This is a genomic window from uncultured Muriicola sp. (genome assembly GCF_947258935.1).
Lineage (GTDB): Bacteria > Bacteroidota > Bacteroidia > Flavobacteriales > Flavobacteriaceae > Muriicola.
Genome location: NZ_CAMYKH010000050.1, coordinates 1 through 15,127, shown reverse-complemented (window position 1 = coordinate 15,127; position 15,127 = coordinate 1). Strand labels below are relative to the sequence as shown.

Below are 15,127 nucleotides of genomic sequence, written 5' to 3'. Positions count from 1 at the left end.
AATTTAAGCTGCCATTACTCAATAGTTGCCATCTCACCTGTCCTCCAGCGTTGGCAACATATTTGCTTACATTATCCCTCCAGTAATTTCCTTCCGCAGAGCGGTCTTTATCATAATCTGCGGGAGATTTACGGGCTTCAATACGCATATAGCTTCCTGCATTGGGTCCTGTAATAAAACGATAGGTAACAATGGCCGTTTCCGGTGTTGTGTTGAACATGGTGGTTTTCTTGGCCGCAGCCTCCTCAAATTTTTGCTGCATGCCTTCCTTTGCCTTGTACTGCCAGGTATTCCAATACTCGCTATTGTCATTACGCTGACTGAACATTGAGGCACTCAGACAGAGCGCCATGGATAGTACTACTACTTTTTTCATGTTAGTTGGTTTTTGGTTATCTCTTAAAAATACGAATAATAGTTTTAGAGAATCCTAAAACAGACGATTATTTGACTGATTTTTAGTGCGTTGCAAAACTTTAAAATGCTATTAATAGAAAAGTTATTAAGACCAATTCCTTAATTTTCCATGTCCAAATGCTTTAAATAAGTAAACAGCACCTTATATGGAAAGCAAGTCAAAGTAGGACTATAATAGCCTGTAAACCAACATAAGTCCACCGCGATACGGGATCCATTCCCCGCTTTTATTGAAATTGCGGTCCTCATCCAGGGGAATATCTACCCGCATACGGGTCTCCTGGCTGTAGGCCCTGTAAGTAGCCTGAGAAGTACCGCCACCTACAAAGAGTTCGAGGGCCCATCTTTCAGAAAGGGACTTCTTATAGCCAATACTTGCTCCTATGTAATAATTACGGCCAGATTGGTACACATCCTCATCATAGCCATATTTGGTAAGTGTAAACATCCCAAACCCCACATTGCCCCCAAAAAAGAAACCTTCTATCCCATCCTTGCCATAGTAACGTACCTCCCCGAACGCCTGGGTAAACTGCAATGGTTTGCCATCAAAGGAATCCCAGAAAGAACCCGACAAGTCTAGTTGGAAACTGAATCGGTTTGAAATTGGCACCTCTATCCCAACATTGGGAATAAGAATTAAGGCCGAGGCCGCATTGAATTTAAGTTCTGTTTGCCCTTGTAGTGATTGATTACCCAGCCATAGCAACAGCACGCCTGCTAGTAGCATACTTCCTTTTACTGTTTTCATATCGTGTTCCGTTTCTCAAACATTAAATGTATAGAATTCGACTGAAAACATAACACAATATCGATGTATTGAACACAATAGGGTTTATTCCACCACCTGCTATTCCCAACCTTTTATTTGAACCTTCAGAATTTGGAGAAAAGTCGTATTTTGTAAAACCTGAAAATTTAACTCAAACACTACACCCATGAAAAAAGGACTCCTTTTTACCCTTTTATTTTTATTTATCGGCTCCACTGCTTTTTCACAACGCAATAGAGGGGCTGCAAATACTTCTACCGCAAAGGAAGATAAACTTTCCCTGGCCGGACTTCAATTACGAAATGTTGGTCCGGCGTTCTTATCAGGTCGTATTGCAGATATCGCAATACATCCAAATGATCCTAGCACATGGTACGTGGCTGTAGGCTCTGGCGGAGTATGGAAAACTGAGAATTCCGGTACTACCTGGACCCCCTTATTCGACAAGGAAGTCTCTTATTCCATAGGTTGCCTTACCATAGATTCCAATAACCCTTCTACTATTTGGGTTGGAACCGGTGAAAATGTTGGTGGACGGCACGTAGCCTATGGCGATGGTATTTACAGAAGTAAAGATGGAGGTCAAAGCTGGGAAAATATGGGCTTAAAGAATTCCGAACACATCTCGGAGATCATAGTTCATCCTGAGAACCCTGATGTTATCTGGGTTGCCTCCCAGGGACCACTTTGGAATAAAGGTGGAGAGCGTGGCTTATTCAAATCCATTGATGGAGGAAAAAGTTGGAAGAATGTTTTAAAAGGTAATGAATGGACCGGCGTTACTGATATAATGATGGACCCAAGAAACCCGGATAGATTGTATGCCGCCACCTGGCAAAGACACCGTACGGTAGCTGCCCTAATGGGTGGTGGACCAGATTCTGGTTTGCACCGTTCAGAAGACGGAGGTGAAACCTGGGAAAAGCTAAGTACAGGCTTACCCAAATCTAATATGGGTAAAATTGGGATCGCCATTTCGCCACAGCAACCAGATGTACTGTATGCAGCCATTGAATTAGACAGAACCAAAGGTGCAGTTTACCGCTCAGAGGACAGGGGTTCTTCCTGGAAAAAAATGTCGGACACAGTTTCCGGGGGTACAGGACCTCATTATTATCAGGAACTATATGCCAGTCCGCATGCCTTTGATCGTTTATATCTGATGAATGTTCGGATCCTTACTTCGGATGACGGAGGAAAGACCTTTGTGCAACTACAGGAAGAAGACAAGCATTCTGACAACCACTCAATTGCCTTCAGGGCAGATGATCCGGACTACCTTTTGGTAGGCACAGATGCAGGGATATACGAGAGTTTTGACCTAGCCCAAACATGGCGATATATTAAAAATCTACCCCTTACCCAATATTATAAGGTAGCAGTGAATAATCAAAAGCCATTTTACCACATCTTTGGTGGTACCCAGGACAACGGATCTTCCGGAGGTCCTTCGCGGACCGATGAACGCCAGGGAATTCGAAATGCACATTGGTATAAGACCTTAGGTGCAGACGGGCATCAATCGGCTACAGATCCTGAATACAACCATATCATCTATGCTGAAACACAACAGGGGGGTCTGCACCGAGTAGATCTAAACACCGGTGATCAGGTGTTTATTCAACCACAACCCAGAGCAGGAGAACCCTTTGAACGATACAATTGGGATGCACCCATATTAGTAAGTCCGCATAAAGCATCCAGATTATATTTTGCCTCTTACAGGGTATGGAAATCGGAAGACAGAGGTAATAGCTGGTCACCCATTTCGGGCGATCTTACCCGAAACGAGGAACGTATCACTCTCCCGATCATGGGGAAACAACAAAGCTGGGACAACGCCTGGGATGTGGGTGCCATGTCTAATTATAATACTATTACTTCTCTCTCAGAATCGCCCGTAAAAGCAGGTGTTTTATATGCCGGAACGGATGATGGATATATCCAGGTAAGTAGTGATGATGGTGGAAATTGGCGCAGGATCGCCGTTTCTAGCATGGGGCTACCATCGCGCTCTTTTGTCAATGACATTAAAGCCGATCTGTTTGATGAAAATACGGTCTATGTAGCATTGGATAACCATAAAGAAGGCGATTTTTCTACCTATGTATTTAAAAGTTCTGATAAAGGGGTTAGCTGGCGCTCTATTAAGGGAGATCTTCCTGCGAATACCATTATTTGGCGGCTTGTACAAGACCATGTTAACAAGAATCTACTATTTGCAGGTACTGAAAAAGGAATTTATACTTCTATGAATGGAGGAGTAAACTGGCATAAGGTTCCGGGAGCACCAACTATCTCATTCCGCGACCTTGTGATCCAGAAAGAGGAGAACGATCTGGTAGGAGCTTCCTTTGGCCGTGGCTTTTTTGTCCTGGATGACTATAGTGCGCTTCGTGAGATGACAGAGGCCACTTTAAGTAAAGAAGGCAGTTTGTATTCTACGAGGGAAGCCGACTGGTATGTTCCTAAAAATGTAGTAGGAAACACCGGGGCCGATTACTATTTTGCAAAGAATCCGGAATTTGGTGCCCTTTTTACCTATTCTTTGGCCAATGAAATGAGCACAAAATCCAAGGATAGAAAAGAAAACGAAAAAGCACTGGAGAAACGAAATGCTTCCATTCCCTTTGTTGGGTGGGATGCGCTGGAAGAGGAGCGTAGGCAAGAAGATCCTACGATCTGGATCACTATTAAGGATGCAAATAATAACGTGATTCGTAATGTGGAAGGAAGCACAAAAAAAGGTCTCAACAGGGTTGCCTGGGATCTGAGACATCCAAGTACAAGGGCCATTAGACCGGGTCAATCTGGTGGTGGTGGCAACTCCTGGTGGAATTCTGGTCCTATGGCCATGCCAGGTACCTATACCGCTACCCTTTCCAAAGAAGTGGATGGGGTGGTCACTCAACTAGACGGTCCTATAAGCTTTGAGGTAACACCGTTGTTTGAAAGTACCTTAAAAGGGATCTCCTATGACCAATACAATGCCTATATCAATGAATACAATGAGGTACAAACCCAATTAACAAAGGTATCTACTTCATTTGATGAAAGTATGAACAAGGTAAAAGCCATGCAGCTTGCCCTCTCCAGGGCTAATGCTGCACCGGGCTCCATGAATACTAAATTGCATTCCTTAAAACAAAGTCTTTACGATTTTGAAGAGCGCCTGGAAGGTAATAAGTCTAAAGACGAGATCGGGGAACGCACCAAACCAAGTGTAGGATCTCATCTAAGTGTGGCCAGACGAGGCATGTCTACCACATACGGACCTACACCTCTTCATAAAGAGAATCTGAACATTGCCAAAAGCATGTTAAACGGACTTTATAATGAGATAAGAACTGTGGCAAATACTACTATTCCGCAATTGGAAAAAGAATTAAAAGCTATGGGAGCACCCTATATTATTGGGCAGGGAATAGATTAATAATCTTTAAATAAATGGAAAAGAGCTGCCAATGGCAGCTCTTTTTTTATTTGGAACTATGTATCAGAATTTAAAATTCTTTCATCAGATCTGCCGTATCATACCACTCTGCAGTATGGACAATTTTGCCTTCCTCATTGAAGAACATCACTCCGTAATATTTGAGCATAGAATCTTTACCCGAAGACGCATGTTTAGACTTCCATAATCCGTAAACACGCACATCTCCATTGGGTTTCTGGTCTTCATCGAGCCCTGCATAATACAAAGCTTCTGTTAGTGTAATGTCATTATAGGCCTCCATAAAACCTTTCATTGCTTTTTCATACTCTGCTCTGGGAAGCGAGTCCTGACCTACACTGGGAGGTGACCAAATAAAATCATCGGTCAAATAGGAGCTCATTTTGTCAAAATCTTTGGCACAAAAAGCAGCCATAGTTGCTTTGACTGTTTCTACATTCTTTTGGAAGGTTTCCATGTTAGGGTCTGCAATAACCTCCATGACCATTTCTTCTGCAGGCTGTTGTTGTTTGCAACTAAAAGCGATCCCCGCTATCGCCAAAAAAATAAATACTTTTTTCATACTTCCTAAAATTTGGTTTACAATTGATTAATTATTTAATACTCTCTTATAAAGGTAGCATATAATTGACATTAACTGCTTATTAAAATGACAATAAACCTTTTTTAGCAGGCTCCAAAAAGATAGTGGTAATTGGCGGTTGAGTTTTGGTATTTGTTATTTCCTTAAGGCAGGGCTTCAAATTCCTTTCGTTTAGTATCGAACCACGCCTGCATATCTTCCGGTGATTTCATCAGCTCACGCATTTTTAGCATGGCTTTAAGATGTGCTTTATCACCTTTTTGAAACATTTCCATCCCATGCTTCTTGCTCATTTCTGCAATTTCTTCAAATGAATTGGCTTGAAATTTTTGATCACATGCCCCTCCCATGTCTTTACAAGTCATTGTTTTCATATGCTTCTTTTTTCAGGTTTATCGTAATCTAAAAGTCATTCATGAATTTTGATCCATTCAATGGTATTTTCCTCGGTGAGTTTAATTACTAGTGTTTTAGTTCTTATGGGCCAGAATCCAAGCTTTTTCTGGGATATCATGTAATACAGATGGCCTTCATTACTGCGGTCTGGTTTCCCAAGTAATACTAATAATTCATCTTTCGTGAGCTTTCTTATTGAATCGTTATAAACGATATCATGAAGCATTTGCTCTCTGTAAGGGTAGTCAGAATCTTCTTTGGTAAGCCACTTTGTTTTGTCAAATTTTACTTCGGAAGTCGTGCTTTCCAAATCTCCAGCAACTTTTTCGGCATTTCTATTACAGCCAATACAGATCAAAAAAACAACTACTAAAGTGAATCTGATTTGCATAACCATAAATTTGCCAGTCCTAATTTAGTCCACTTAGGATTGTAAACTTCTCTCCCATTACTAATTAGACGGAACCCAATGTCAAATTACGAAATCTTCCTCTAAATTAGTAGCTTAATTATTTAGTTTTCAATGGTAAAAAGAAAAACTAAGGTCTAGGTATCTGATGGTCATAACTCAATGCCTCTCTTAGTTTAAAAGTGTCGTGCTCTAAAATCCATACGTGTGTAAATTTGGCAGTACTCGTCCATCTGTCTTCATTCCCTTCTTCTATGATATAGAAATGATGCACGCCGTGTTGAATGGCCCCATAAAGAATCCCATTATTATAAAGCGGAAAAACAACCAGACTCCCTTGTTCTAATCTTCTGATAGGCTTTTGTTGAGGATTGGAGCAAATGTAATTTTCAACGTTTTCAAAAAAGAGCTTTCTGTCTTGTATTCCACTTTGATCATGATAGAATCTTAACTCCCGTGAGATCGAATTTTTAAGGGACAAACTATCACATTGATTAAATCCCTTTTCAAATAAAGTACTGTCTACCTTTTGTAAGGTGATAAAAAGTTCAGAAGTTGGATCTACCTGAGCCCAGGTGCTACTTGCCGCCAAAGCAAACAGGAGTAAAAGTGTATATCTCATTTTATTATTTTTCCCTTTATCCGGTACTTTGTTCCCTTTTATTGATGAAGTAATTATCCTGTCTTAATGTACAAAACACATATGGAAGATGAAAAAAGCCACCTACTTTCGTAGATGGCTAAGTATGAGTGTACTCTTTTATTTTAGATAATTATTCCTGGGAATACCCTAAGAAGTCAGTGCCTTAAAAATCAGCGTCTATATTCCCTTCGCCGATTGGTTCTTTTCCAGTTCTAACATGGCCTATTTTTAAGCTTTCAGAATAACTAAAATAAATAGGTTTTTCATTCCTTAAAAGGTCTATCACATTGGGATACATAGACAAAGGATAGCGTAAGTACACCAATTTATTTCTTTTGTCATAAGAATTTACGGGCACGCTTTTCCCGTCAGGATAGAAGTTTATCTGCAATACAAAATCATCGTCATGATAACATTTTACTAGGGCACGTGGGTATACTTTACTCTGATCGGACCCCCCTGATTGAAAGTGAACCCAATAAAGGTTTATTTCGCTGGTTATTAACTTCATTGTGTATAGTTTTTAGATTAGTTGATTAAGATACCAAGTTAAAGATTATTTCCCAAGATATATAGATGGATTTGGAAAAAAAGGATCGGAATTATGTTATTAGGGAAACTACAGTGCCTAAAAACCACTTTTTTGTTCAACACAACCGTCATAACTAAGGCTTATGAGCCGGTAGAAAATAAAAAAGCCACTTTTCCAGTTGACTTTTTCTGCTAGTACTTTTTGAAAGAAGGCGTATAAAAGTCATGTATCTAATACTAAATATTCCGGGATGGCGTCATAAGCAAAATGTACATTCATATTTGCAATAACCTCAGTTCTGTCAATAACCATGATGAATCCTCAGGTACATACATATATAAAACTTGCGGTCTATTTATAAGTGCCATTTGTCCTAATAGGAGTATAAAATCATTTCTATATTGTTAACATTATTTTAACATCTTAAACCGAACCTCCCATAATTTACTTCGTAGGTAAGGTCAAATAATAAAAACTAAAACAAATTTAAAATGAAAAAAACAACAAAGTTTTTGATTGGGCTTGGAACTCTGGTTATCACCGGATTAATTCTTATCGCATCCGATCATATTGATGCTCCTTCGTCTAGTGGTACTACGGCGGATATAGCAGATTTCTTTGCTTTTGAACCCTCTGAAGGTTCTAACAACACAGTTTTTGTGGTAGATGTGCAATCTAATGTCTTGCCCGATCTTGCTTATGGGACGTTTGATGAAGATGTTCTTGTCGAAATCAATATTGACCTGGATGATGATTTAGTGGAGGATATGGTTATTCAAGCTATCCCGCGTAACGGAAGAATGTACTTTTTTGGTCCGGCGTCACCGAGCCAAACAGGTTTAAATAGTGAAGTACTTACCGATTTCCCTCTGGGAGACGTTGAAATTTCCGCAGCATCGGCTATTGTGGAAAGTACCTCAAATGGCGTTTCACTATTTGCCGGCCCGCGACAAGATCCTTTCTTTTTCGACTTTTTCCAGTTTAATGCTGTCATTAATCCTGCTATGGATTCGGCACCCGGTGGATTTTCTGCCCCTGAGGATGCAGAGGACACTTTTGACGGAGCTAACACCTTGTCTCTTGTAGTAGAAGTTCCCAATAGTTTATTGGGCACGCCAACAGCTACGAATGCCTTGGGTTTAACAGTGTACAATACATGGGTAACAACAAATAGAAAACAATAATTAATTTTTAAAAACATAAAAATGAAATACAATAAACTTAAATACCTGATTTTTTCATTGGTGTTGATTGCCGCCTTTTCTTCATGCAATAACGATGATGACATGATGGCTATGATGCCAGAGGCTAGCTGTGAAGATGGCATTATGAATGGCACTGAGACGGGTGTTGATTGTGGAGGCACTTGTGCGCCCTGCGATACCATGTCCATGGATCCAGAATTTAGCGGAACATACGCACAAGTTGATTTTGTGGGACGCCCAGGAATCAACACTACCTTGAGTTTTGATATGGATGGTGAACCAAGTGTAAAAGATGCACATAACTTATCCATTCCATCTGAAATGGCAGCTAGTTTTCAAGCAGGGTTTCAGGCAAGATTAGAACAATATCACGATGTCTACGCCACAAAATTGGGTCTAGATCCCGCTGATGTAAATTATGAAGCCAATATTTTAGGATTGGATGCCGCTACTTTAACCACAGTTTTAGCAGCAGATATTTTGGAAGTGGCACCAGATTTACCCACGACGTATTTTGATCCGGGAACTGATAATGACAATGACGGTCGCATATTAGTGCCAGATGGAGATGAAGTAGCCTTAACAGGAAGAAAGCTTACCGATGATATCATCGATGTTTCCTTGATACTTTTCTTTGGAGGAGCTGAAGGTGACCGATTTAGCGGACAAGACACCAATATGGATGGTACTGCAGATTTACCCCGCTTAACTTCGGATGGAGTTGGATTTACAGGAGAAGTCCTCGCGAATTTTCCATATGTAGGCAATCCTGAATAACAATCGGGGGCTATGAAGAGGAGAAGGGGAGAGATCTATAATACTCTCTCCCTTTTTTAAAAATGAAATGTTTAAACTATTAAAGAAAAGTAAAATGAGACAGATCCTGGTTTTAGCTACAATTTTCATGGTAATTTCATGTTCAACCACAGAGCAAAAGTTCGCTACCAATCCTCAGGACTACAATAACTATTTGACTACTGAAGTACCGAATACCACATCTAAGTATTTTGAACTTTGGAATTCTAAGATTACGTCAGATAGCACCCAGTTACTAAGTTTTGGCAGTGTGGCCAGCGAATACACCCGATACTATCAAAATACAGGAGACATTAAATTTTTAAAGAATGCCGAAAAAGCATTGACAAAGGCCGTTGAAATTGCCGCTATCAATAAATCTGGGTATTACAGGGCTTTGGCCAGAAATTATATTGCCCAACACAGATTTAAAGATGCACTTAAAATGGCCATATCTGCGAGGCAATTGGGAAGTGGCCTAAAAGAATCACAGAGCTTGCTTTTTGATGTACATATGGAGCTTGGAAATTATAAAACAGCCAATAAATATCTGGATAGTATAAAAAATATGTCTGATTTTGGATACCTGATACGGGTTGCAAAATGGAATGACCACTTAGGGCATTTGGACACTACCATCTCTTTTATGGAAAAAGCGATCAAAAAAGCAGAATCAGCAAAAAACAGATCCTTAATGATCTGGACCTATTCTAACATTGCAGATTATTATGGTCATGCCGGAAGAATAGAAGATTCCTACAAATACTATATAAAAACTCTGGAGTTGGATCCAGGCAATGCATATGTAAAAAAAGGTATCGCATGGATTGTATACTCCTTTGAAAAAAACGGGAAGGAAGCATTGCGCATTTTAAATAAGGTGAACGAACACCATATCAGTCCAGAATACTATGTATTAAAAGCTGAAATTGCCCAATTTATGAATGATGACTATGCCGTTGCCCATAATTTGGATAGGTACTATAAAATGGTGCAAAATGAATCCTATGGCCAAATGTACAATGCCTATAACATAGAGTTCTTCATTGAGCAAACAAAAACCTACAAAAAGGCCCTGGACCTTGCCCAGCAAGAAGTTGACAATAGAGCCACCCCTGAAACCTTTAGTATGTTGGCCTATGCCCACCTAAAAAATGGAAATAAAGAAAAAGCCCTGAAAATAGTCCAGGAACAAGTAACGGGACAAACTTTTGAACCAGCAGTGCTTCTTCGAGTTTCAGAAATCTATGAAGCCTTCGGCATGGTTGACCAGGTTGCTGTCCTGAAAGAAGAATTGGCAGGAGCCATCTACGAGTTGGGGCCATTGTCTAAGGATAGGATTGAGGCCCTTTAAACACTGCAACTTGTTCGGTCCATTCTATTGTAAAACAAAAACTACTTAATTGATGAGATATCTTTGCATTCTATGCTGCTTTTTGCTTATTGGTAAAATGGCAGCCCAGGAAATCCATGGCAAATTACTAGATGAGTATAACAGACCCATTGAAGGAGCCTATGTTTTCAACATGAACTCCGAGTCACATGCACATACCGGCGAAATGGGTATGTTCAAAATAAAGGAAACACATAAGGGAGATAGTTTAAAGATTGGTTCATTGGGCTTCAAAAAAATAAGTGTATCCTTACGTGAACAAGATTTTGAAAAAAGCCTGATCCTTGTCCTCCAGGAAACTGCATTGGAACTGGGAGAAGTAATCATTAGTCCTAAAACCAATGCATTGTCCGTTCTCAGTAAGATTGATTTAATGGTGCAGCCCGTTGGTTCATCACAAGAAATCCTTCAAAAAGTACCAGGATTATTTATTGGGCAGCATGCCGGAGGTGGTAAGGCAGAACAATTATTTTTACGTGGATTCGACATTGATCATGGAACAGATATTGCCCTTGCAGTAGATGGAATACCTGTAAATATGGTCTCGCATGCGCATGGGCAAGGATACTCCGACCTTCATTTTGTTATTCCTGAAACCATTCAATATATAGATTTTGACAAAGGACCCTACGAGACTGGGAAAGGAAATTTTGCCACAGCCGGTTATGTCGATTTCAATACAAAGAGTGTGTTGGAGAAGAATATGGTGCAGTTCGAAATTGGCGATTTTGGATGGAACCGAAGCCTGGGGATGTTCAATGTAATTTCGGATCAAAAGGAAAATGCCTACGTTGCGGCAGAATTGCTACGTTCTGATGGTCCTTTTGAAAGTAGCCAGAATTTTTCGCGTATCAACCTATTTGGGAAATATACGGCTCATTTTAAGGACAACACCACTTTTTCCATGGCCGCATCCTTTTTTACAAGCACCTGGGATGCTTCCGGGCAAATTCCACAACGTGCAGTTGACGCCGGACTCATAAGTAGATTTGGTGCCATTGATGATACTGAAGGAGGGACCACATCGAGGGTCAATATCAATTTTGAGTTTCAAAAACAGCTAGACGAGGATAGCTTTTTTAAGGCAAATGCGTATCTCAGTAAGTCTGATTTCAACCTGTTTTCCAATTTTACTTTTTTTCTAGAGGATAAAGAAAATGGCGATCAAATTGAGCAAAAGGAATCCAGGAACCTATTTGGACTCAACACCGAACTGAAAAGAAATGTTGAATTTGGCAATACCAATTTTGTATTGCGATTCGGAAACGGATTTCGTACCGATTTTGTGGAGGGAAATGAACTGTCAAAGACTCTCAACCGAAAAACTGTGCTGGAGAACATACAGTTAGGAGATGTCACAGAAACCAATCTTTATAGTTTTTTGGAAGCCAAATACCAATTCAACAAGTTTACGCTGGTACCCGGAGTTCGATTAGATCATTTTGAATTTCGTTACATAGATCTTCTTCAGGAAAATTACCTTAACCAAGGAGTCAAAAAAACAAGGCTTTCCCCCAAACTAAATCTACTTTTTGATTACAATGAGGATCTACAACTCTTTTTAAAATCCGGAATAGGATTTCATTCAAATGACACAAGGGTTTCCGTGGTCCAAAGCGGAAAAGATGTTATTCCTGCTGCCCTGGGATTGGATATTGGGGCTATATTTCAACCCGGCTCACAATGGTTTCTCAATGTAGCACTTTGGTATCTCCACCTAGATCAGGAATTTGTGTATGTGGGTGATGCCGGGATTGTTGAACCAAGCGGGCGCACTGAACGTTACGGCTTAGATTTTGGGCTCCGCTACCAAATCAACAACTGGCTTTATCTAAATTCCGATATGACCTACACCAAAGCACGGAGTATTGACGAGCCCAGTGGGAACAATTTTATTCCCCTCGCACCAGATTATACAGTGTCTGGAGGAATAACAGTCAATGGACTGGATAGGTTAACCGGGGGTATTCGTTATAGATATCTGGATGACAGACCAGCCAATGAAGATAACTCCATTGTTGCCGAAGGATATTTTGTGGTAGATATGAACGCAAATTACAAATTGGGCAAAGGATTAGTTTTGGGTGTTTCCGTACAAAATCTTTTCAATACAGCATGGAATGAAACACAATTTGCAACTGTTTCGCAGTTGCGCAATGAACCCCAACCGGTAAACGAAATACATTTTACACCGGGAAGTCCCTTCTTTATCAAAGGAAGTATTCAATATACCTTTTAGGGGAATACGCTCTCCACTATTTAAGAGTTATAACAAAACATAAGAAACACCTTGAGATTGTTTTTCAAACTAATTTTAGATAAAAACAATGGGTCAGGAAGAAACGACTCCCAGCACGTAGAGCTGGTCCAAGGTAGGAAAGTCACTACCACCAGCAGGTTCTAAGGTAATACCAAAGGCTTGGGACTCGTTAGCATTTTCAAAAGCAAACACCTTGTTATCATCATCAATAAAATCTTCGAGCAAGCCCACACTGGTTGGCGTAAGAGGGTCTAGGGTCAATGACCACACCTGATAGGCCATTCCATCAGCAGGTTCGGGTAACCCTTGCGCATCAATTAATAGCTGCTTTTGTTCTTTGTTCCAGTAAGCTTTAGCGTATGAGCCTGGAGAAACGTTTTGTCCCCCTAAAGGAACCACGGTTATATTCTTGTCGCGTATTGCGTACAAAAGCTGGTTGGATTTTTCCAAGGAATTGTTTGCTTCAGAAATTTGGAGTTCCAATTGCTGCATTTCAGTTTCCGCAATTTGGACCTCTGTGCTAAGTTCTTGATTTTGGTTGTATAAATAAGCCAACCCAATGGTCAAAAGTGCGGAAGCTGCCCAACCCAGATAGGGGGTCCATAATTTCCTTTTACTATCCAACGGAATTATGTTGGTTTTTGGTGTTGTTCCTAACCTACTATTAATAGTATCGAAGGCAGGAACACTTTTTGGTGCTAAAGCTGCTGATAAGCCCATTAGAGCTTTTTCAATCTCAATGATCTCAGCTTCGATTTCTGGATATTCATTAGCATAGTTGGCCACTTCCTGATTTTCTTGCTCAGAAAGTTGACCAGCAACGTAGAGCTCCAAAATGCCCGATTCTATGTATGCCTTAATGTCCATTATGTATTTTTCATATTCTCCCTTAATTGGGAAATACAACTTCTATTTCTGGTTTTAACCGTTCCTACAGGAATATTCAGTGTTGCTGATACTTCCTTTTGGGTATAACCCTTAAAATAAAGCAGATCGATCAATTCAATACATTTTTGCTTTAATTTATTAATGAATAGCCCTAAGCGTTCAATGTTTATACCATTTTCTTCGCTTTCCTGAGGGTTCTCCAAAATACCTACGAAGTAACTTGTTGAAAGGTTCAGTTTTTGCTTTTTATAGGACTTTGAGCGCAATTCATCTATCGCGGCATTTCTTGCAATATTCACGATCCAGGTAAAAAATCTCCCTTTGGAACTATTATAGCTTTCAGCCTTATTCCAGATCTTTATGAATACATCCTGACAGATCTCCTCAGAAAGGGCACTGTTTTGCACTATTGCATTGATGACTCCGCAAATATTTCCTGCGTACATATTGTACAATTGCTCAAAAGCCACTTTGTCCTTACGCTGAAAACGCCCTACTAATTCATCAAGGTTCATGCATGTGTTTTAATAAAAGTAGAGAATAGATAAGTCTCTGCAAAACAGGGATTATACTGTGTTGAATGATCTTAAGCCAATCACTTTCCCTTCGTATTATGTAAAAATATATCTTTTGTTCATCAAATGAACAAAAGATGTCGTTCTTTCTTCTTTAAACTGTGAGATATAAAGACCAATCTTTTAAATGGCTTGTCTTTCTTCCTCCTCTAACTACTGGGCCTACTTACCTACCCATAGCGGGTAAACCGGCTTGGGAATTTCCATCCGCTTACTAATAAAAAAGCGCCACCGGAATGGTGGCGTATGAAGCTCCTACTCTTGGGCCTGCCTCTCGGCAGGCAGGCTTACCGCGAAAATCGCGGCACAGGCTTCTCGCCCAGGTTTTGAAAACAAAAAAGCCACCCACTTTGTGGATAGTTATGAATTATTTCGGGTATTGTATTACTCTGAGCGTATTCCTCAGTATAAGTTTAAGCATCCTTTTCCCCTGATTTGTTTTAAAGTACTTTTCTCTGCGTTGTGCATCCTGTTTGCTTAGGTAATATTCACAAAAAATCAGACGAAGCGGTCTGCGTTTTGAGGTACTCTTTGTCTTGCCGGCATTGTGGTTTTTTAGTCTCTGCTCAAGCTTAGTCGTATAACCGTGATAAAGCAATAAGTCTTTTTCACTCTGTAGGACATAAACGCAGTATGGTAATATCATTCTTCAATATACCTCATGATTCCGAAAGACTTTTGCAACAAAAAAAGCTCATGGAATGTTCCATGAGCTTTAATTTTAGATGGCTATGAAGTAGAACTGGCGTTCACTACATAGCCATAAAGCGAGCTTGTCTCTGCTTTATGGCTCCTCCTCTTGGGC

At 40.1% G+C, this 15,127-nt stretch carries 15 protein-coding genes; 5 read left to right on the top strand and 10 right to left on the bottom strand.

Going from position 1 to position 15,127, the window contains the following annotated elements; translation table 11 throughout:
• Both Q0X72_RS09465 and Q0X72_RS09460 read right to left on the bottom strand, forming a co-directional pair.
• On the bottom strand, positions 1 to 376 hold a 376-nt coding region (locus Q0X72_RS09465), incomplete at its 3' end, for a hypothetical protein (RefSeq protein ID WP_297764495.1).
• 210 nt (positions 377 to 586) lie between these two features.
• A complete protein-coding gene (locus Q0X72_RS09460) occupies positions 587 to 1,168 on the bottom strand; it encodes a DUF3575 domain-containing protein (protein ID WP_297764493.1) in 582 nt (193 codons plus the stop codon).
• Between the two features lie 187 nt (positions 1,169 to 1,355).
• Here Q0X72_RS09460 and Q0X72_RS09455 point away from each other — a divergent pair, with 187 nt between their 5' ends.
• The gene (locus tag Q0X72_RS09455; protein ID WP_297764492.1) at positions 1,356 to 4,622 is read left to right on the top strand and encodes a glycosyl hydrolase; all 3,267 of its coding nucleotides are present in this window, start codon (positions 1,356 to 1,358) and stop codon (positions 4,620 to 4,622) included.
• Between the two features lie 70 nt (positions 4,623 to 4,692).
• Here the strand turns inward: Q0X72_RS09455 and Q0X72_RS09450 are convergent, their stop codons facing one another.
• The 5 genes from Q0X72_RS09450 to Q0X72_RS09430 all read right to left on the bottom strand — a co-directional run bounded on the left by Q0X72_RS09450 (position 4,693) and on the right by Q0X72_RS09430 (position 7,185).
• On the bottom strand, positions 4,693 to 5,205 hold the full coding sequence (locus Q0X72_RS09450; RefSeq protein WP_297764490.1) for a nuclear transport factor 2 family protein: 513 nt from the start codon (positions 5,203 to 5,205) through the stop codon (positions 4,693 to 4,695).
• Between the two features lie 164 nt (positions 5,206 to 5,369).
• Entirely contained in the window at positions 5,370 to 5,600 is a 231-nt protein-coding gene (locus tag Q0X72_RS09445; protein ID WP_297764488.1) for a DUF1059 domain-containing protein, read from the bottom strand.
• Between the two features lie 35 nt (positions 5,601 to 5,635).
• Positions 5,636 to 6,013 carry a hypothetical protein gene (locus tag Q0X72_RS09440; protein WP_297764486.1) on the bottom strand — a complete coding sequence of 126 codons (378 nt, stop codon included), beginning with the start codon at positions 6,011 to 6,013 and terminating at the stop codon, positions 5,636 to 5,638.
• A 148-nt stretch (positions 6,014 to 6,161) separates the two neighbouring features.
• A complete protein-coding gene (locus Q0X72_RS09435; RefSeq protein WP_297764485.1) occupies positions 6,162 to 6,653 on the bottom strand; it encodes a nuclear transport factor 2 family protein in 492 nt (163 codons plus the stop codon).
• Positions 6,654 to 6,837: 184 nt separating this feature from the next.
• Positions 6,838 to 7,185 (bottom strand): hypothetical protein, encoded by a 348-nt coding sequence (locus tag Q0X72_RS09430; RefSeq protein WP_297764483.1) that lies wholly within the window; start codon positions 7,183 to 7,185, stop codon positions 6,838 to 6,840.
• A 512-nt stretch (positions 7,186 to 7,697) separates the two neighbouring features.
• Here Q0X72_RS09430 and Q0X72_RS09425 point away from each other — a divergent pair.
• The 4 genes from Q0X72_RS09425 to Q0X72_RS09410 all read left to right on the top strand — a co-directional run bounded on the left by Q0X72_RS09425 (position 7,698) and on the right by Q0X72_RS09410 (position 12,838).
• Complete coding sequence (locus tag Q0X72_RS09425; RefSeq protein WP_297764481.1) at positions 7,698 to 8,390, top strand: DUF4331 family protein; 693 nt, start codon at positions 7,698 to 7,700, stop codon at positions 8,388 to 8,390.
• 21 nt (positions 8,391 to 8,411) lie between these two features.
• Positions 8,412 to 9,188, top strand: coding sequence for a hypothetical protein (locus Q0X72_RS09420; protein ID WP_297764478.1), 777 nt, complete (start codon positions 8,412 to 8,414; stop codon positions 9,186 to 9,188).
• A 94-nt stretch (positions 9,189 to 9,282) separates the two neighbouring features.
• The gene (locus Q0X72_RS09415; RefSeq protein WP_297764476.1) at positions 9,283 to 10,560 is read left to right on the top strand and encodes a hypothetical protein; all 1,278 of its coding nucleotides are present in this window, start codon (positions 9,283 to 9,285) and stop codon (positions 10,558 to 10,560) included.
• A 52-nt stretch (positions 10,561 to 10,612) separates the two neighbouring features.
• Positions 10,613 to 12,838 (top strand): TonB-dependent receptor, encoded by a 2,226-nt coding sequence (locus tag Q0X72_RS09410; RefSeq protein WP_297764474.1) that lies wholly within the window; start codon positions 10,613 to 10,615, stop codon positions 12,836 to 12,838.
• Positions 12,839 to 12,931: 93 nt separating this feature from the next.
• Here Q0X72_RS09410 and Q0X72_RS09405 read toward each other — a convergent pair whose 3' ends face one another.
• The 3 genes from Q0X72_RS09405 to Q0X72_RS13960 all read right to left on the bottom strand — a co-directional run bounded on the left by Q0X72_RS09405 (position 12,932) and on the right by Q0X72_RS13960 (position 14,968).
• On the bottom strand, positions 12,932 to 13,726 hold the full coding sequence (locus Q0X72_RS09405) for an anti-sigma factor (protein WP_297764472.1): 795 nt from the start codon (positions 13,724 to 13,726) through the stop codon (positions 12,932 to 12,934).
• Positions 13,726 to 14,262 (bottom strand): sigma-70 family RNA polymerase sigma factor, encoded by a 537-nt coding sequence (locus Q0X72_RS09400; protein WP_297764470.1) that lies wholly within the window; start codon positions 14,260 to 14,262, stop codon positions 13,726 to 13,728. Before Q0X72_RS09400 ends, Q0X72_RS09405 begins: the two co-directional genes overlap by 1 nt.
• A 427-nt stretch (positions 14,263 to 14,689) precedes the next feature.
• Positions 14,690 to 14,968 carry a GIY-YIG nuclease family protein gene (locus Q0X72_RS13960; protein WP_367180444.1) on the bottom strand — a complete coding sequence of 93 codons (279 nt, stop codon included), beginning with the start codon at positions 14,966 to 14,968 and terminating at the stop codon, positions 14,690 to 14,692.
• Positions 14,969 to 15,127: the final 159 nt, after the last annotated feature.